15 protein-coding genes are annotated in these 18867 nt (G+C 42.9%); 10 read left to right on the forward strand and 5 right to left on the reverse strand.

The genetic code is table 11. The features are described 5' to 3' along the window. Positions 1–633 precede the first annotated feature (633 nt). Together pflA and pflB are read right to left on the reverse strand one after the other, a co-directional pair. Entirely contained in the window at positions 634–1362 is a 729-nt protein-coding gene (pflA, locus tag AC3WTL_RS05275) for a pyruvate formate-lyase-activating protein (RefSeq protein WP_492369164.1), read from the reverse strand. Between the two features lie 100 nt (positions 1363–1462). Further along, complete coding sequence (pflB, locus tag AC3WTL_RS05280) at positions 1463–3688, reverse strand: formate C-acetyltransferase (protein ID WP_248347319.1); 2226 nt, start codon at positions 3686–3688, stop codon at positions 1463–1465. A 292-nt stretch (positions 3689–3980) separates the two neighbouring features. On the opposite strand from pflB, the gene safA reads away from it, so the two are divergent. Beyond that, positions 3981–4607 carry a SafA/ExsA family spore coat assembly protein gene (gene safA / locus AC3WTL_RS05285; protein ID WP_222500773.1) on the forward strand — a complete coding sequence of 209 codons (627 nt, stop codon included), beginning with the start codon at positions 3981–3983 and terminating at the stop codon, positions 4605–4607. Between the two features lie 110 nt (positions 4608–4717). Here safA and AC3WTL_RS05290 read toward each other — a convergent pair whose 3' ends face one another. Continuing rightward, the gene (locus AC3WTL_RS05290; RefSeq protein WP_222500771.1) at positions 4718–5170 is read right to left on the reverse strand and encodes a cupredoxin domain-containing protein; all 453 of its coding nucleotides are present in this window, start codon (positions 5168–5170) and stop codon (positions 4718–4720) included. A gap of 148 nt (positions 5171–5318) precedes the next feature. Here AC3WTL_RS05290 and AC3WTL_RS05295 point away from each other — a divergent pair, with 148 nt between their 5' ends. The 8 genes from AC3WTL_RS05295 (at position 5319) to AC3WTL_RS05330 (ending at position 16183) form a co-directional block, all read left to right on the forward strand. Beyond that, positions 5319–6803 carry a response regulator transcription factor gene (locus tag AC3WTL_RS05295; RefSeq protein WP_248347317.1) on the forward strand — a complete coding sequence of 495 codons (1485 nt, stop codon included), beginning with the start codon at positions 5319–5321 and terminating at the stop codon, positions 6801–6803. A 172-nt stretch (positions 6804–6975) separates the two neighbouring features. Then, positions 6976–8637: a urocanate hydratase gene (gene hutU, locus AC3WTL_RS05300; RefSeq protein WP_248347314.1), complete on the forward strand. Its 1662-nt coding sequence runs from the start codon at positions 6976–6978 to the stop codon at positions 8635–8637. 192 nt (positions 8638–8829) lie between these two features. After that, the gene (gene hutI / locus AC3WTL_RS05305) at positions 8830–10116 is read left to right on the forward strand and encodes an imidazolonepropionase (protein WP_248347311.1); all 1287 of its coding nucleotides are present in this window, start codon (positions 8830–8832) and stop codon (positions 10114–10116) included. Beyond that, positions 10101–11081 (forward strand): agmatinase family protein, encoded by a 981-nt coding sequence (locus tag AC3WTL_RS05310; protein WP_248347308.1) that lies wholly within the window; start codon positions 10101–10103, stop codon positions 11079–11081. The genes hutI and AC3WTL_RS05310 overlap by 16 nt, the downstream gene beginning before the upstream one ends. A gap of 47 nt (positions 11082–11128) precedes the next feature. After that, positions 11129–12469: a YjiH family protein gene (locus AC3WTL_RS05315; protein ID WP_492369165.1), complete on the forward strand. Its 1341-nt coding sequence runs from the start codon at positions 11129–11131 to the stop codon at positions 12467–12469. A 101-nt stretch (positions 12470–12570) separates the two neighbouring features. Beyond that, entirely contained in the window at positions 12571–13761 is a 1191-nt protein-coding gene (locus tag AC3WTL_RS05320) for a DHH family phosphoesterase (RefSeq protein ID WP_492369166.1), read from the forward strand. Positions 13762–13863: 102 nt separating this feature from the next. After that, a complete protein-coding gene (locus AC3WTL_RS05325; RefSeq protein ID WP_492369167.1) occupies positions 13864–14817 on the forward strand; it encodes a UCP032817 domain-containing protein in 954 nt (317 codons plus the stop codon). Positions 14818–15010: 193 nt separating this feature from the next. Further along, entirely contained in the window at positions 15011–16183 is a 1173-nt protein-coding gene (locus AC3WTL_RS05330; protein WP_252222012.1) for a D-alanyl-D-alanine carboxypeptidase family protein, read from the forward strand. Between the two features lie 454 nt (positions 16184–16637). Here AC3WTL_RS05330 and AC3WTL_RS05335 read toward each other — a convergent pair whose 3' ends face one another. Then, complete coding sequence (locus AC3WTL_RS05335) at positions 16638–16883, reverse strand: YkuS family protein (protein ID WP_248347293.1); 246 nt, start codon at positions 16881–16883, stop codon at positions 16638–16640. A 104-nt stretch (positions 16884–16987) separates the two neighbouring features. Here AC3WTL_RS05335 and AC3WTL_RS05340 point away from each other — a divergent pair, with 104 nt between their 5' ends. Continuing rightward, a complete protein-coding gene (locus tag AC3WTL_RS05340) occupies positions 16988–17125 on the forward strand; it encodes a YuzL family protein (RefSeq protein WP_082139039.1) in 138 nt (45 codons plus the stop codon). A 41-nt stretch (positions 17126–17166) separates the two neighbouring features. Here AC3WTL_RS05340 and AC3WTL_RS05345 read toward each other — a convergent pair whose 3' ends face one another. Then, the gene (locus AC3WTL_RS05345) at positions 17167–18786 is read right to left on the reverse strand and encodes an ABC-F family ATP-binding cassette domain-containing protein (protein WP_076256563.1); all 1620 of its coding nucleotides are present in this window, start codon (positions 18784–18786) and stop codon (positions 17167–17169) included. Positions 18787–18867: the final 81 nt, after the last annotated feature.

The following is an 18867-nucleotide window of genomic DNA, read 5'->3' on the forward strand; positions in this document are numbered from 1 at the left end:
GATTTTGAGTCCGAACTCCGGGTAACTTCGGACTCAGCCGGCATCCGTTCGCGGTTTTGTGTCCGAACCCCAGCCATCTTCGGACTCAGCCGGCATCCGTTTGCATTTTTGGGTCCGAACTCCAGCCAACTTCGGACTCAGCCGGCATCCGTTCGCAGTTTTATGTCCGAACTCCAGCTAACTTCGAACTCAGCGAGCATCTGTTCGCGGTTTTGTGTCCGAACCCCAGCCATCTTCGGACTCTGCGTGCAACAGTTCGCGGTTTTGTGTCCGAACCCCAGCCATCTTCGAACTCTGCGTGCAACAGTTCGCGGTTTTGTGTCCGAACTCAGGCCAACTTCGGACTCAGCCGGCATCCGTTCGCGGTTTTGTGTCCGAACCCCAGCCAGCTTCGGACTCAGCCGGCATCTGTTCGCGGTTTTGTGTCCGAACTCCAGCCATCTTCGGACTCAGCCGGCATCCGTTCGCGGTTTTGTGTCCGAACTCCAGTCAACTTCAGACTCAGCCGGCATCATTTTTGCGTCCTAACCCGACACCCAAAAGAACAACTACAAGACACAAACAAAGCCCCAATCGAAATTGGGGCAAACCACATAAAACGCTGCAACTAAAATCCTAAATCAAAAACAACTTTTATAACCCAGCCAAAAGCCGATAGGCCCATTCAGTTTTTTCCTCACTCGGCGGATCAATATCCTTCAGCGGATATTCCAATCCAAGCGCTTCCCATTTATATACACCAAGCTTGTGATAGGGGAGAACCTCAATTTTTTCCACATTGTTCAACTCTTTTATAAAACGGCCCAATCGTTCCAGATCCCGTTCATCATCAGACCTTGTTGGCACCAGCACATGGCGGATCCATACAGGCACCTGATGATCAGACAGAAACCGCGCAAATTGAAGGATGTGCTCATTTGTAAGTCCTGTCAGTTTTTTATGTTTCTCCCTATCAATATGCTTCAAATCCAGCAGTACCAGGTCCGTATAGTTCATAAGCTCTTTCAGCCGTGTCTGAAAAAGCGGGGAGCTGGAATAGCAGCCCCCTGATGAATCTATGGCAGTGTGAATGCCAAGTTTCTTGCATTCTTTAAAAAGCCCTATAAGAAATGGAATCTGCAGCAAAGGTTCACCGCCGCTGACTGTGATGCCGCCTCCGGAAGCCTCGAAGAAGGGGAGATAGGATTGCAGGTCATTCATGATTTCTGAAACGGACATTTGCTTCCCTGTTCCAATTTCCCAAGTATCTGCATTATGGCAAAATTGACAGCGAAGGAGGCACCCCTGTGTAAAAATAACATACCGGATGCCTGGTCCGTCTACTGTACCGAATGTCTCTATTGAATGAATGTTGCCGTGCATGATCATCTTCCTTTCCATAAGCACCGGGGCAGCCGAAACTGCACCTTGCTAAAGCTTTTTGAACAAGGGGGCCGATTAAAATGGCGCGCCATCCGATTGGTTACATGGATTCATGGAATGTTCGATTTATTACATCAAGCTGCTGCTCTTTAGTCAGCTTAATGAAGTTTACTGCATAGCCTGAAACCCTGATGGTCAGCTGCGGATATTCCTCCGGATGTTCCATGGCATCCATAAGTGTTTCTTTATTGAATACATTGACATTTAAGTGATGCCCGGATTTTATGGCATAACCGTCGAGTATGGATACCAGATTGCGAACACGGCTTTCATCATCCTTTCCAAGTGCTTTAGGAACAATGGAGAAGGTGTTGCTGATGCCATCGAGCGCCTGTTTGTACGGTAATTTTGCAACAGAGGACAGGGAAGCAAGCGTTCCTTTCGTATCTCTTCCGTGCATTGGATTTGCACCTGGGGCAAATGGCTCTCCGGCACGCCGTCCATCAGGTGTATTGCCAGTTTTCTTGCCATATACCACATTTGATGTAATGGTTAATATCGACATCGTGTGCATAGAGTTTCTGTAAGTCTGATGCTTTCGCAGCTTCTTCATAAACCGTTCCACCAGGTCTATAGCGATGCTGTCGACGCGATCATCATTATTTCCGTATTTTGGAAAATCTCCTTCTGTTATAAAATCAATCACTATCCCGTTCTCATCACGAATTGCCTTAACGGTTGCATATTTGATGGCACTTAGCGAATCGGCCGCAACACTCAGACCCGCAATGCCAGTGGCCATTGTTCTGAGAATTTCGGAGTCATGCAAAGCCATTTCGATTCGTTCGTAGCTATATTTATCATGCATGTAATGAATGATATTCAGAGTATTAATATATAGGTCTGCCAGCCATTCCATCATGAAATCAAACTTCTCCATCACTTCCTCATATTGAAGGATGTCTGATGTTATTGGGGCATAGGCCGGGCCGACCTGAATGCCCAGTTTTTCATCCTTGCCGCCATTAATGCTATATAAGAGGGCCTTTGCAAGGTTGGCTCTTGCTCCGAAAAATTGCATTTGTTTTCCTAGTTCCATGGCAGAAACACAGCAGGCGATTCCATAATCATCGCCATACTCGGGAAGCATGATATCGTCGTTTTCGTATTGGATTGAACTTGTTTCGATTGACATCCTGGCACAATATTTTTTAAAGTTCTCAGGAAGCTTGGAGGACCATAATACCGTTAAGTTCGGTTCCGGAGCAGGACCAAGATTTCTAAGGGTATGAAGGAAGCGGAAAGAATTCTTTGTTACAAGCGGGCGGCCATCAAGCGCCATCCCGCCAATGGACTCTGTAACCCACGTAGGGTCACCGCTGAATAATTCATTATAATCAGGCGTTCTGGCGAATTTTACGAGACGCAGCTTCATGACAAAGTGATCAACCAGCTCCTGAGCTTCCGTCTCGGTAAGTACCCCGTTCTTAATGTCTCTTTCTATGAAAATATCAAGAAAAGTGGAAACACGGCCAAGACTCATAGCGGCACCATTTTGTTCCTTGATGGCAGCAAGATAAGCGAAATACAGCCACTGGAAAGCTTCAAGAGCATTTCCTGCAGGCTTTGATATATCAAAACCGTAGCTGTTTGCCAGCTGCTTCAGTTCCTTCAGAGCCCTGATCTGTTCTGAAATTTCTTCCCTCAATCGAATATTTTCTTCCGTCATTACACTTGAGGTCGATTTCATATCAGCTTTTTTCGCTTCAATCAAGCGGTCAGCCCCATAAAGGGCAACCCTGCGGTAATCTCCGATAATCCTGCCCCGGCCATATGCATCAGGCAGTCCGGTAATAATGCCAGCTTTACGGGCAAGCTTCATTTCATCCGTATAGGCATCAAACACGCCCTGGTTATGTGTTTTGCGATAGTCCGTAAATATCTTTTCAATGTCTTTGCTGGCTTCATAGCCGTATGCTTCACAGGCAGCCACAGCCATGCGGACTCCGCCAAATGGCTGAAGAGAGCGCTTAAACGGCTGATCAGTCTGGACACCTACAATTTTTTCTTTATCCTGAACGAGATAACCAGGTCCATGTGAGGTAATAGTGGAGACGATTTCTGTGTCCATATCGAGCACGCCGCCTTGTTCCCGCTCCTTTTTGGTGAGAGCCATTACTTTTTCCCATAATAATGATGTAGCTTCTGTAGGACCTTTCAAAAATGATTCATCCCCGGAAAAAGGTGTAAAGTTCTTTAATATAAAATCTCTAACATCAATTTCACGTGTCCAAATGCCTTCTTTAAAGCCGTTCCATCTTTCCATGCCAGTTCACCTCAAAGAGATTATTTGTATAACAGTTGTTACAACTTTACTATACTATCAATATAACAGATTTAATGTGAAATAAATCACAAACATTTTGAACGTATTGTGAAATATAGTTATTATGCAACTTCAGACAAAAAGTGTATTACAAAACCATCCAGAGTCTGTGAACTGTTATACACAGATGAAAATCCGACCATAAAAACTGATAGAAATTATATGAAATTCTTACATTCGGCGCCAACAATTACCTGTTTATTAGAGTAGAAGTTTTTGATTAAATATAAATATGAAAACACTATCAAAACTTTCATTCATTTTAATGTTGTCTGTCGCACTTGTCTTTGGATTCAATTTTGATGCAAAAGCATCAACAGTACATACCGTTCAGCCAGGGGATACGATGTGGAAGATTGCCATGAAGTATCATGTGGGTGTTCCTGAAATCATTAATGCCAACGGGCAGATTTCAAACCCGAACTTCATTTATCCCGGACAAAAGGTGAATATCCCTACTCTTTCAAAAGCCACAACAGGCGTTGAAGAACAAGTAGTTCAGCTTGTTAACCAGGAAAGGGCAAAGTACGGATTAAAGCCGCTGAAATCAAATTGGGAGCTTGCGAGAGTAGCAAGGTACAAATCTCAGGATATGATTAATAAGAGATATTTCGATCATAACTCACCTACATACGGAAGCCCGTTTGATATGATGAAGAGCTTCGGAATTACCTACAGAACTGCTGGGGAAAACATTGCTGCCGGGCAAAGAACTCCTCAGGAAGTGGTAACAGCGTGGATGAACAGTGAGGGTCACCGCAAAAATATCCTATCTGCGAACTTCACAGAAATCGGAGTAGGTTACGCACAGGGCGGAACTTACGGACACTATTGGACACAAATGTTTATTGGGAGATAAGAGGAAAAGCTCCAGCGCCTTGCCCACCCCCGACACCTCGAGGGGGCAAGCTGCTTGCGCTAGACAGTAAAGAAAAGCACCGGAATAATCCGGTGCTTTTGCTTTGCCCATTAATCTACTACAATATAAGCAATCATAGGTCCGCTATTATCCTTATCCGGATGAGTAAGACAAATAAGACGGTATACGCCTTCTTTATCAAATTGAAGAGGGACCACTGTTTCTTCGGCTTTCTTTACAACACCCTTAATATCGGTTCCTTCGATGATATAAGGATGTTCCATTCCGTTGACTCCCCAAATCTTCAGGTTAACCTTTTCATCTTTTTCCAGAAAAATGGTTCCCGGATCCCAGCGATATGCTTCGATTTCCTTGCCATCAGGCAGCTTGGCTTTAAATTCTCCTGTAACCATATGGATTTCCCGGACTTTTTCGCCTTCGTTCTGGTTTAATACCGCCAAACTGTCAGACTTTGAAAAAAACCATACAGATGCAGAAACAATGACTGAAAATATGATGACAAAGACAATGATGCTGCGTTTCTTTAATACAAGAAAAGGCATGGTCATACTCCTTCCAAAATTAGTTGTCCATATATAGATATGCTTTAAGGGCATCATAACTTGTCTACTATTTGCGGGATTTTTCCGATTTTTCTTTACAGCTGCTGAAAAATTATTTCATAATAGATTTAAGAAAGGAAGTGGCAGCATGTACAAGGTACTTGTGGCCAATCGGGATGAGTACGATACAAAGGGTATAGAGTGGCTGTTGAAATCTTCCATGAACGCATGGGATGTGGAGTCTGCTGAAGATGAGGCAGGGCTTATTAAAAAGCTTGAGACTTTTCAGCCCGATCTGCTGATTTTTGAACTTGATCTGATAAAGGAAGATAGATACAGCTCTTTCTTAAAAACCATTCAAATTATAGGGCCGGATCTTATTGCACTTACAATGGAAGCGACCTTTGCACAGGCAAAGCGAGCCATTGACATGGGTGTAGCCGATTTGATACTTAAGCCCATTTCAGCTGATATTTTATTGAAATCTGCACGAAACATTCAGAGGCGACAAAAGCTGAAAGCTCCAGCTGCTGAAAAAAGCTCCAGCATAAAAGCAGATAAAAATTTCAATTACCAGGATATATTTTTAGAAACGAAAGATCCGGCAGAGCCTTTTCTTTCCATTGGCATAAAAACTGAAAATGTGCTCGAGCTTCCAATTTTATATGAATTTCTGGAAAGCTATGCGTTCCAGAAACGAGTCGATTATTTTATTTTAAGTGACATGGTATTGATAATTGCTGAAAAATCGGGCGTATCGTGGAAAGAGGAAAGCGTCAAATTTATGAGGAATTGGCAGGAAACCTCACCTGAACCAATTGCCATCAGCATTCATACTGGCCAGGAAGGTCAGAATACTCTCAAAAGCCATTATGATGCGAATAGAAAACTGATGGAGTTAACATTTTTCAGGGGGTTTAATCAGGTAATTGAGGAAGCATCGCTGCCTAAATGGCTTTCAATTGATCCGTTCTTAACTCCCGAGGAACAGAGCAGCTGGATTGATTTCCTGAATCAGGCTGATTTAGAAGGGATCAAATCATGGTTTTCCAAAGAATTTCTTATATTGGAAGATCCATATCCGGAACCCGGCCTAATCAGAATCCGGCTGACCAGTATTCTTGCGCAAATCCGCAGGCATATGAAGACATTCCGCCTTGCGGACGGAGAAATGGAGAAGGAATACCTTCGTTTATTCCAGACGATCCTATATTCGCCATTGATCTACCGGATTATTAACAAAATGATCAGCTTCATTTCATATGTGTTTGAGACCATTCGATCTGATAAGAAACTGAAGCTGGATCTTACAGACAGAGTCCAATTCTTTATAGAAACAAATTACTGGGACTCTTCAATTACGCTTGAAAGGGCAGCTGAATATGCAGATCGAAATCCAAACTATATTAGCTCCATGCTGGCAAAAAAATGCGGCAAATCATTTCGGGAGCTCCTTAATGAAACCCGGATCAGGCAATCTGCCAAGCTGCTGCTGGAATCAGAAATGAGCATAAAAGAAATCTCATCTGTCTGCGGTTTTCGAAATCAGCAATACTTCAATAAAGTGTTCAGTAAAATTAAAGGTATACCACCTAATCAATTTAGAAAAAGTATGCACAAAACCTCCTTTTAAATGGGGGTTTTATTTTTGTTGTTTTTTATAAAAACACCAATATTAATATAAAAATAGACATAATTCAAGAATATAATCTTATATTTTTACAAAAAACCAAACCTAATTATTCTACTTTTCAGACATTTCTCATTATAAAATTTAAATATGAGATAACATTGGAGGGATAACAATGAAAGCGGAAACAAAAAGGGAAATTAAAAATTATCAAGGCAGTGAGCTCCACGCAAAGGGCTGGATTCAGGAAGCGGCACTTCGTATGCTTATGAATAATTTAGACAAAGAGGTTGCAGAGATTCCGGAAGAACTGGTTGTTTACGGCGGCATAGGGAAGGCTGCCCGAAATTGGGATTGCTATGATGCAATTGTAAAAACACTGCATGAATTAGAAGACGATGAAACACTACTTGTTCAATCCGGAAAGCCGGTTGCGGTATTTAAATCACATAAAGATGCACCAAAGGTATTGATCGCCAACTCGAATCTGGTGCCGGCCTGGGCAAACTGGGATACGTTCCATGAGCTTGATAAGAAAGGCCTGATGATGTATGGCCAAATGACAGCGGGAAGCTGGATTTACATCGGAAGCCAAGGAATCGTCCAAGGAACCTATGAAACATTTGCCGAGCTTGGCAGGCAGCACTTCTCCGGCTCACTGAAACAGACGATTACGTTAACAGCAGGCCTTGGCGGAATGGGTGGCGCTCAGCCGCTCGCCGTAACCATGAATGATGGTGTCTGCATTGCCATTGATGTGGATGAACACCGCATTGACCGCAGGCTTGAAACGAAATACCTGGATACAAAGGTTTATTCAATTGAAGAGGCTATTGAGTTGGCAACAGAGGCAAAACAGGAAGGCCGTCCGCTTTCTATCGGGCTATTAGGCAATGCAGCTGAAATTCTGCCAAAAATGCTTGAGATGAATTTCACCCCGGATGTACTGACTGATCAGACTTCTGCACATGATCCTTTAAATGGCTATGTTCCAATCGGCTATTCTTTAGAAGAAGCAGCTGTTCTGCGAAAGGAAGAAACTGCGGAATATGTTCAGAAATCAAAGGCAAGCATGGCTGTCCATGTTCAGGCTATGCTGGACATGCAAAAGAAGGGCGCAGTTACATTTGATTACGGAAACAATATCCGTCAGGTTGCGAAAGATGAGGGTGTTGAGAATGCGTTTGATTTCCCTGGATTCGTGCCTGCCTACATCCGTCCGTTATTCTGTGAAGGGAAAGGGCCTTTCCGCTGGGTAGCATTATCAGGAGACCCCGAAGATATCTATAAAACAGATGAAGTGATCCTGCGCGAATTTGCAGATAACGAACATCTTTGCAAATGGATTAAGATGGCACGTGAGAAAATTCAATTCCAGGGACTGCCTTCAAGAATTTGCTGGCTTGGTTATGGGGAGCGCGCAAAATTTGGAAAAATCATCAATGATATGGTTGCCCGCGGAGAACTTAAAGCACCGATCGTTATCGGCCGTGACCATCTGGATTCCGGTTCAGTTGCATCTCCAAACCGCGAGACAGAAGCCATGAAGGACGGCAGTGATGCAGTGGCAGACTGGCCAATCCTGAATGCACTGATCAATGCTGTCGGAGGAGCAAGCTGGGTTTCCGTCCACCATGGAGGCGGAGTAGGAATGGGATACTCCTTACATGCTGGAATGGTCATCGTTGCGGATGGCACGAAGGAAGCAGAACAGCGCCTTGAACGTGTCCTCACATCTGATCCTGGAATGGGAATTGTACGCCATGTAGATGCAGGCTATGACCTTGCTATCAAAACAGCAAAAGAAAAAGGCGTAAACATTCCAATGATGAAATAAAGAAATTTTATGAAATTAGCAAATAGAAGTGAAAAATCTGCAAATAAACCATGCTAATTTGCAAATAGGTCAGTCAAATCTGCAAATAAAACTCTTAAACTTGCAAATAACCATTAATATTTTCAATGAGGAAGCCCTCCAATCCGTGATTCCTTCGGATTGGAACTTCCATTTTTTAAGGAGGAGCACAAAATGCACTCAAAACCTATTTTTATCAAACATGCAAATCAAATGATTACCTTAAAGGGCAGCTCCAAACAGCCGCTGACAAAAGAAAAAATGAGCGAGCTTCACATCATTGAAGACGGGGCAGTATGGATTGAAGAGGACAGAATTAAAGCAGCAGGGACAACAGCGGAACTCCAAGCTGAATATCAAAGCCGGCTTCAGGAAGCTGAAATCATTGATGCGACAGGAAAAATCCTTCTTCCAGGACTGGTTGATCCGCATACACACCTTGTTTATGCAGGCAGCAGGGAAGAGGAATTCAATATGCGCCTGAACGGGGCGACGTATATGGAAATCATGAACAATGGCGGCGGAATTCACGCTACCACTTCTATGACCAGAAACGCCTCTGAAGAGGAATTGACAGATGCGAGCCTTGTCCGTCTTGATCGCTTCCTTAAACACGGAGTAACCACGATAGAGGCAAAAAGCGGATATGGACTGGATTGGGAAACAGAGCGAAAGCAGCTGACGGCAGCCCGGAAAGCGGATGAACTGCATCCGGTGGATGTTGTCCGCACCTTTATGGGGGCACATGCAGTTCCTGCCGAATACAAAGAGAATCCAGATGCATTTATAGATTTGGTTATTGAAGAAATGCTGCCGAAAGTAGCTGAAGAAAAGCTTGCCGAATTCAATGATATTTTCTGCGAAAGAGGGGTATTCACACCGGAGCAGTCCAGAAAACTTCTTGAAGCAGGGAAGAAACATGGCCTTATTCCTAAGATCCATGCTGACGAAATCGAACCTTATGAGGGGGCCGAGCTTGCTGCAGAAGTTGGTGCCATCTCTGCAGATCATCTGCTTAGAGCATCTGATAAAGGCATGGAAATGATGGCTGAAAAGGGAGTAATCGGTGTGCTTCTTCCAGGCACAGCATTCTTCCTGATGGCTGAAGCAGCCAGAGGCCGCCGCATGATTGATAAGGGTGTTCCAGTTGCTTTATCAACCGATTGCAACCCCGGATCTTCGCCAACCTGCTCCATGCCATTTATGATGAATCTTGCATGCATGCACATGGGACTTACACCTGCAGAAGCGATTGCCGCCGCTACCATTAATGCAGCACATGCAATCAATCGGGCAGAAGAAGTGGGAAGCATAGAATGCGGCAAAAAAGCTGATCTGCTTCTGCTCAATGTACCAAACTACATGCAAATGCAATATCACTACGGCATGAACCATACAGACACAGTGATTAAAAATGGGGAAGTGGTCGTGAAGGGAGGAAGCTTATGCTACCAACAATAAATCCTCCCGGGTTTTTTTGGCCGCAAACCGAACTGGGAACTGACGTAAAGGTGAGTGAATGGATACGCCAAAACCAGAGGGATGAGGAATTAAAGAAAGAAAACTGGGATGTCGTGCTTTTCGGTGTCCCTCTTTCCCGGTCATCAATAAGTGCATCAGGAGCATCTGAATTTCCTGAATCCTTCAGGAGATCCTGGAAAGGCTTTTCCACGTACAATTTGGATTTTGAAAGGGATCTTCAAGAACTGAAGGTTGCGGATCTTGGTGACGTTAAAATGCATTTCACAGATATTCCGCAATGCCATTCCAATATAAAACAAACGATGAAGGACGTACGGACGCAATTTCCTGATTCATTCCCAATAGCGATCGGAGGAGATCACTCCATCACAGCCATGCTGGTCAGCGGCCTGAAGGAACTGGAGCCTGAAAAAGAAATCGGCATTCTCCAGCTGGATACGCACCTGGACCTCAGAAGTCTTAAAGACCATGGACCGACAAATGGGACGCCCATCCGCAACCTGATTCAGAACAACAAAATTAAAGGGGAAAATGTCTACAATATTGGCCTTCATGGCTTTTTCAACAGCCAGTCGCTAGTCCATTATGCTAAAGAACATAAGCTCAATTATATTACCTTAAAGGAAGCCAGAAGACGGGGGATTGAGGAAACGGTTAGAGAATCAATCCGGCAGCTGGAATCAAAAGTGGACAAAATTTATGTCACGATTGACATGGATGTGCTGGACATTGGTTTTGCGCCTGGGGTCCCTGCATCCACACCAGGCGGCATGAGCACTGAAGAACTATTTACGGCCGTATATGCAGCTGGTCTTTCCTCCAAAACGGCAGCCATGGATATTGTCTGCCTTGATCCAACAAGAGATCACCAGGCACAGCCAACCGTTAAAGCAGGCACGTATACATTTCTGACCTTTTTAACAGCTTTAATGAACAGAAGGTAAGGGGCTCACTCTGCTCCTTACCCGCAATATTATGAGGGGGAATGAGAATGGAAAAAGAAACGATATTAAGTCAATCCCGCCAGCCTGAACTAAATCCCAACGCAACGATTAAAAATAAGGCTAAGTTTTTTCTCTTCAGTGCCATTGGCATATTTATGTTTTTTATACCAGTCACTGTTAACGGGAAATCCTCCATTATGCTGGACCATATCGTAACTGCGATTCAGACATACCTGCCTGCAGCTGTAACATACTATGCGTTGCTTGTCATACTGCTCGGCGCCATTTATCCATTCTATACAAAAGCCTGGAACAAAAATAAAGTAAATACTGTTTTCTCTTTTTTTAAGGTAATCGGATTTTTCACAGCCATTATGATTGTCTTCGGTTTCGGCCCTGCCTGGCTATTTGACCCGAGCATGGGACCTTTCTTGTTTGAGAAACTGGTGGTGTCTGTCGGACTTCTTGTTCCAATCGGCTCAGTATTTCTTGCCCTGCTGGTTGGATATGGATTGCTTGAATTTTTCGGTGTCATTATGCAGCCGATAATGAAGCCAATCTGGAAAACACCAGGAAAATCAGCCATTGATGCAGTTGCTTCCTTTGTAGGCAGCTATTCAATCGGACTGCTCATAACCAACAGGGTATTTAAAGAAGGAAAATATAGCATTAAGGAAGCAGCCATTATTGCTACCGGATTCTCAACGGTCTCCGCAACGTTTATGATTGTTGTGGCTAAAACACTTGGATTGATGGACATCTGGAACACCTATTTTTGGACGACGTTTGCTGTCACTTTCATCGTAACGGCTATTACCGTAAGAATCTGGCCTCTTAAATCAATGAGCGAAGAATATTACAATAACCAGGATCCTCCAATTGAAACCTTTACAGGAAACCGTCTTCATGCAGCCTGGAAAGAAGCGATGGATACAGCAGCTGAGTCACCCACATTATGGAAAAACATAAAGGATAATTTAAAAGATGGGTTTGTCATGACAATGTCGATTTTGCCCTCCATTATGTCAGTAGGTTTATTGGGCCTGATTCTTGCCGAATTCACTCCTGTATTTGATTGGCTGGGTTATATCTTTTATCCTTTTACGGCTCTCGTACAGCTTCCTGATCCGTTATTGGCAGCAAAGGCCAGTGCGGTGGGAATTGCTGAAATGTTCCTTCCAGCATTGCTTGCAGCGGAGGCTGCACTAGTCACTAAATTTGTAATCGGTGTTGTTTCCGTATCAGCTATAATTTTCTTTTCTGCACTTGTCCCGTGTATTTTATCAACAGAAATTCCTATTACTATTCCGCAGCTGCTTGTCATCTGGGCAGAAAGAACAATTCTGACCATACTGATTACTGCTCCACTGGCCTATTTGCTGCTTTAGCTTTAAATCCCCGCTCAATTCAGCGGGGATTTTTCGCATAGAATTTTCCTCCGTAACCAAACTAACAGAGGAATTAGTCTAAGAATAGCAGGTGATGGATTTTGTACAGGCTGTATACACATAATGACCTTGATGGCGTCGGGTGCGGCATTGTTGCCAGGATCGCTTTTGGAAAAGATGTTGAGGTTCGCTATAACTCTGTGATGGGACTTGATTATCAGATAGAAAAATTGCTGGAAAATGAAAAAAATATAAAAGATGATTTTTTAATGATCACAGATTTATCCGTTAACGATGAAAACTTGATCAGGCTTGATGATCTGGCAAAAGGCGGCGGAAACGTCAGATTAATTGACCATCATAAAACAGCTCTTCATTTTAATGATTACAGCTGGGGCAGAGTGAAAGTGCAATATGAAGATGGCAGGCTCACGGCTGCAACCTCTTTGCTGTATGAGTATCTCCAGGAGCATGAAATGATCCAGCCGTCTCAGGCCCTCGATGAATTTGTCGAGCTCGTCCGACAGTATGACACCTGGGAATGGGACCAAAATGAAAATATAAAGGCAAAAAATCTGAATGATTTATTTTTCATGATTTCCAGAGAAGAATTCGAAGAAAAAATGACGGAAAGAATCATGAGCTCTGATACATTCGAATTTGATGAGTTTGAACAGAAATTGCTGGATATGGAAGAGGAGAAAATTGAGCGTTACGTCAGGCGGAAGAAGCGGGAAATGATACAAACGTTCATCGGCGAATATTGTACAGGCATTGTCCATGCAGAATCTTATCATTCGGAGCTTGGCAATGAGCTTGGTAAAGAGTATCCCCATATCGACTATATCGCTATCTTAAATCTCGGGGGCAAAAAAATCAGTTTCAGGACAATCCATGACCACGTTGATGTTTCTGCCGTGGCCGGAAAGTTTGGAGGGGGCGGACATGCCAAAGCATCAGGCTGTTCGATGGGAAAAGATGCTTATAAACTATTCGTTCAGGACATTTTTCCCCTGGACCCTTTGAGACAGGATGCATTTAAAAACAAATACAATAATAAAAGCGCGAAACAGGGATCACTGTATGAAAATAAGAAAGGAGACAAATTTTTTATTTTTGCTGAAGCTGACGGCAAATGGATCCTTGAAATGAATGGAAAGCCAATACAGGAACCTTACCCGGATTTTCAGGCAGCAGAAAATTTCATTAAAAGAAAATACCAAGCATGGCTTGTTCATGATGATATTTATGTTGAATTCTTAAAGCGCTTTTATATAAAGGCAAAAAATTAGCACTGCCGCCATATTCGGCGGTTTTTTTTTGAAGTAATCCTCCCTGTTAAATAATGTAAGATTCATATATAATTAGAACATAAATAGAATGGGGGAGGTTCAATGGAACTATTTTTATTTATTTTCGGTGTGACTTTCGCTGCCATAGTCATTAAAGCTCTAGTGGGTGGTTCGAAAAGAGATTCCTTTTTAAAAGATGAGCCATTTCCTGAGCATCTGGGAATTCAGTCAGACGACTATCTGCCGATGATCCAGCAATTAGAAAAATCTTTGCCTGAAGGGTACAGGGAGAATATAAAAAATCGTGTATTGAGAGAGCACCCGAAATGGAAAGACTACGCATATGATTGGACATTTTTTGAGCTGAAAAGATATTTTGTGATAAATGCCATACTGAAAACGGTGCCTATGTTCAGCAGTAAAGCGGATGAGATCTGGCATGAAATGCTGATGTTCACCCGTGATTATGATCAGTTTTCCAAGAAATTCTTCGGTGAATATCTTCACCATTCCCCAAATATGAACAGCACCCCCATTCCAGGTGAAAGGGCCTTTTTTGACTGGGTGTATTTAACTCTTTTTAAGGCAGGCCATAATAGCAGCAGAATATGGGGAGGCTTTTTGCAAAATCCTATAAAAAAAGAAATACTTGATGATTTCAGGAGCATGAATGAGACTCAACTGCTAAATAAGTATTTCAGGACAGGAAATGATTGGCTTAATTTGAAAAAGAAGATTATAGAAAAACTGAAGTATGAAATTTCTGAATCAGAATTAATGAACCTTGGGAAAAAGCCGCTGGAATTTACGAAGCCCACATCTGTCAGCCAGTATTCCTATCTGCTGTTTCCAGCCGTGTATTTTTCGGTTTATGAACCAGATTGGTTCGAGGACAATATGAATGAACTGCTCCCCGAGGAGCTCGCAAAAGCCAATGCTGCCGGAATGGTTTACTGCTCAGGCTTCTCATGCAGCAGCAATGATCATGATTCTGGAGGAGGAAATGATTCAGGCGGCTCCAGCTGTTCGAGCTGTGGAGGCGGATGCTCCAGCTGAAAAGCAGTCCAATTGGATTGCTTTTTTGTTTTTCGAAAAGGTAAATCAATAATTTCCTTTCATTATCAGTCTTCTCAAAATAAGGTATCAAATTTTCAATTATGTAACAATTTATAAATATGATAGGGCTATGCATTTATTGTTTGATACAATCAGGATGGATTGATTATCGGTTTGAAATGGATGTGTATTTATGAAAAAATTGGTTGCTATTATCCTGCTTTTATTCAGTTTTCCGACTGGAAATGCAGCTGCTGAGGAAACAAAAGGGCCTGAAATTATCAGTGAAGCCGCAATTGTAACAGATTCAGAATCAGGAGCTGTTCTATATGCAAAAAACGCGGATAAAAAGATGTACCCTGCCAGTCTGACGAAAATAGCAACAGCCATTTATGCCATTGAAAATGGCGACTTGAATGATTTGGCCACAATCAGCAGGAATGCAGCGGAGGCCGAAGGAACACAAGTGTATTTGGAGGAAGGGGAACAGGTGCCCTTAAAAAAACTCGTTCAGGGAATGCTGATTAACTCAGGAAATGATGCCGCCTGGAGCATTGCTGAGCATTTGGACGGCAATATAGAAGCATTCTCAGAGAACCTTAATCGCTACCTGAAAAAGAATGTTGGGTTAAAAAATACCCACTTTGTTAATCCTCACGGTCTGTATGATGAAAACCACTTTACAACCGCAGCTGACCTTGCGAAATTAACCAATTACGCCCTGAAAAATGAGACCTTCAGAGAAATCTATGGGACAAAGGAATTGAAGTGGACAGGAAAATCATGGGACACCACCATCTTTACTCATCACAGGATGCTCAAAGGGGAGGTTCCATTCGAGGGAGTGACAGGGGGGAAAACCGGTTTCGTGGATGAAGCCAAACAGACTCTCGCTACCTCTGCAGAATATGATTCAATAAAGTTAACCGCTATTGTGTTAAAAGCGGATTATAAGCGGGACATTTATAATGATACAAAAAACCTTTTGAATTATGGACACAGCAACTTTGAAGCTGCGGCACTCGGCAGCACTGATGTTTTTCCCTCTAATGGAAAAACCTATACAACTGGCGATGAAATAATACCCATCACTTTGCCAAAAGGGAACTACGAAGAAAACATTACAGAAAAAGGGAAGCTGCAGATAAAGAATGAAAACGGGAGAATCATTCAATCTGTAAAGCTGATCGAGGATAAACAGGATGAAGTGGTTTCAAGTCAGCTCAAAACAGATAAGGAGCCAGAAAAAGAGACAACAGGGTACTATGGAAAAGCAGGATTAGCCCTATTCTTATTCGGGATCTTTATTCTCGTTTTAAGGAAAAATCTTAAAGCAAAAGCTAGAAGAAGGAGAAGACGGGCTTAAAGCCCGTCTTTATTTATCGCAGTCTAACGGGCAGTAAGACCCCCACTTCAAGACTCAGAGGAATCAAAGGAGGTTAAGTGGGGGTCAAACTGCCCAATCTAGCAGCGGCTCCTAGGGGCTCGAGGTCATAAGCCAATCAGCTGGTGGGAAGAAAGGCACTTCCCTCCAGCTGCTCGTCTTATGCTTGTCACCCCTGGGCAAGTCGCCTCGCTTTATAATGTAAAGGCCCGATTGGTGAGATACAGTGAAACTTGCCGACGCGCAGGCAGAGGCTTAGTTGAACCAATCGGGTTCGTAGTGTCGATTAATCGAAGCGCTAGCGGAGATCTTAGCGACACTAGAACGCGACTAACAATCAGTGGGGGATAAGGAAAACCCCCACTGATTGAAGTTTCACTTTATTTTCATTGAAAAAGACTAAAGAAGTTATCTTTAGTCTTTGGCTCACTTTTCATTATTGCATTCTTTGCTCCACCTGGCGGCATACTTCGTCCGCTGAAAGGCCGCTTGCTTCAATGACAGATGCTTTTGTAGAAACATCCTGCATACCCATTACATTTGAATCAACACCGCTCACAACACAGCATGAGCAGTTCTCAGCATCATGCGCCGACTTCATGTCAATCACTTCGTATCCTTTTTGGCGAAGCGCTTCAGAAACATTTGTTAAGGATTGTTCAACCGCTACTCTTTTCGTCAATGTTAACACCTCCTCCGTTTGTTAGATTGGCTTTTGTACTCCATTTTTATTCCATGGATAAAAAGAGCCTTAACACGAAAAAGTAAGAAAGGAGGTGTTTAACTATGAGCAAACGCAAAAAAGACCCTTCAAAGGCTGGATTGAGCTCTCCAAATGTCGAAGGGCAAGGGACAACCAACATGGAAACAGGCAGCAGAACAGCTTCCTCTGCACGCCATAAAAAGAAAAAACAGGATTTTTGACAAAGTTAAAAGCAGGAGGCTGATCCTCCTGCTTTTACTGTTTACTGATACATTTCAGCTACTTGTTTCTGAATGGCTGAGTCTTCTAAATACTCATCATAAGTCATTTGCTTATCGACAATGCCAGCCGGTGTAATTTCAATAATGCGGTTGGCAATGGTTTGAATGAACTGATGGTCATGTGAAGCAAAAATCATGGAGCCTTTGAAGTTAATCAGTCCATTATTCAACGCCGTAATGGATTCCAAATCAAGGTGGTTGGTCGGCTCATCTAAAAGAAGCACGTTAGCACCGCTCAGCATCATTTTAGATAGCATGCAGCGGACTTTTTCCCCACCGGAAAGAACGCTTGCTTTCTTTAGGACTTCCTCACCAGAGAACAGCATTCTTCCAAGGAAACCTCTCAAGAAGCTTTCACTGTCATCTGCAGGCGAGAATTGGCGCAGCCAGTCTACAAGGCTCAAATCAGAGTTCTCAAAGAACTCAGAGTTGTCATTAGGGAAATAGGACTGAGAGGTCGTAACACCCCACTTAAACGTTCCTTCATCCGGCTCCATTTCACCAGTCAGTATTTTAAACAGGGTCGTTTTCGCCAATTCGTTCGTGCCAACTAACGCTATTTTATCATCTTTATTCATGATGAAGCTGACATTATTTAGAACTTTAACACCATCAATTGTTTTGCTGATGCCGTCTACCCGAAGCAAATCATTTCCAATTTCACGGTCTGGCGAAAATCCGACATACGGATATTTTCTTGAGGATGGTCTAATGTCATCCAGAGAAATCTTATCAAGAAGCTTTTTACGTGAAGTTGCCTGCTTGGATTTTGATGCGTTTGCACTAAAGCGGGCAATAAAGCTTTGCAGTTCCTTGATTTTTTCTTCTTTTTTCTTATTGGCATCCTGAGCCATTCTTTGTGCAAGCTGGCTTGACTCATACCAGAAGTCATAGTTCCCAACGTAAATCTGGATCTTCCCAAAGTCAAGATCGGCAATATGCGTACAAACTTTATTTAAGAAATGGCGGTCATGGGATACGACAATAACGGTATTCTCAAAGTTGATCAGGAATTCCTCAAGCCATTGAATTGCTTTGATATCCAAGTGGTTTGTCGGCTCATCCAGCAAAAGAACATCCGGCTTGCCAAAAAGCGCCTGCGCAAGCAAAACTTTCACTTTTTCAGAACCGGAAAGGTCAGCCATTTTTTTGTCGTGAAGCTCTTCTCCGATTCCAAGTCCCTTCAGCAAAATAGCTGCTTCAGATTCTGCTTCCCATCCATTTAATTCAGCAAATTCACCTTCTAGTTCAGCAGCCTTCATCCCATCTTCATCCGTGAAATCAGCCTTCATATAAATAGCATCTTTTTCCTGCATCACTTCATAAAGACGGGCATGGCCCATGATGACTACTTTTAATACTTCAAATTCTTCGTACTCAAAATGGTTCTGCTTCAGGACAGCCAGGCGTTCTCCGGGGCCTAAATGAACACTTCCGGATTGTGCCTCAATTTCACCTGATAAAATTTTAAGAAAAGTTGATTTACCTGCACCATTTGCTCCAATCAATCCATAGCAATTGCCAGGTGTGAATTTAATATTAACGTCTTCGAATAGTTTGCGGTCGCCGTATCGAAGACCTACATTACTGACAGTTATCATATTGTTTTTATTCCTCCAAATACATAATCCATAAAATTATACCACTTTCAGCGCGTAATCGCGAATTCTTCTTATTATCAT

This window comes from Cytobacillus sp. EB106-05-05-XG126, assembly GCF_058791715.1.

Bases quoted from the DNA above. Each gene is read 5' to 3' on its own strand.
- pflB (WP_248347319.1), bottom strand. From the start codon at position 3,688: ATGGAAAGATGGAACGGCTTTAAAGAAGGCATTTGGACACGTGAAATT.
- AC3WTL_RS05295 (WP_248347317.1), top strand. From the start codon at position 5,319: ATGTACAAGGTACTTGTGGCCAATCGGGATGAGTACGATACAAAGGGT.
- AC3WTL_RS05330 (WP_252222012.1), top strand. From the start codon at position 15,011: ATGAAAAAATTGGTTGCTATTATCCTGCTTTTATTCAGTTTTCCGACT.
- AC3WTL_RS05310 (WP_248347308.1), top strand. From the start codon at position 10,101: ATGCTACCAACAATAAATCCTCCCGGGTTTTTTTGGCCGCAAACCGAA.
- pflA (WP_492369164.1), bottom strand. From the start codon at position 1,362: ATGCACGGCAACATTCATTCAATAGAGACATTCGGTACAGTAGACGGA.
- AC3WTL_RS05345 (WP_076256563.1), bottom strand. From the start codon at position 18,786: ATGATAACTGTCAGTAATGTAGGTCTTCGATACGGCGACCGCAAACTA.
- AC3WTL_RS05325 (WP_492369167.1), top strand. From the start codon at position 13,864: ATGGAACTATTTTTATTTATTTTCGGTGTGACTTTCGCTGCCATAGTC.
- hutI (WP_248347311.1), top strand. From the start codon at position 8,830: ATGCACTCAAAACCTATTTTTATCAAACATGCAAATCAAATGATTACC.
- AC3WTL_RS05315 (WP_492369165.1), top strand. From the start codon at position 11,129: ATGGAAAAAGAAACGATATTAAGTCAATCCCGCCAGCCTGAACTAAAT.
- AC3WTL_RS05290 (WP_222500771.1), bottom strand. From the start codon at position 5,170: ATGCCTTTTCTTGTATTAAAGAAACGCAGCATCATTGTCTTTGTCATC.
- hutU (WP_248347314.1), top strand. From the start codon at position 6,976: ATGAAAGCGGAAACAAAAAGGGAAATTAAAAATTATCAAGGCAGTGAG.
- safA (WP_222500773.1), top strand. From the start codon at position 3,981: ATGAAAACACTATCAAAACTTTCATTCATTTTAATGTTGTCTGTCGCA.
- AC3WTL_RS05340 (WP_082139039.1), top strand. From the start codon at position 16,988: ATGAGCAAACGCAAAAAAGACCCTTCAAAGGCTGGATTGAGCTCTCCA.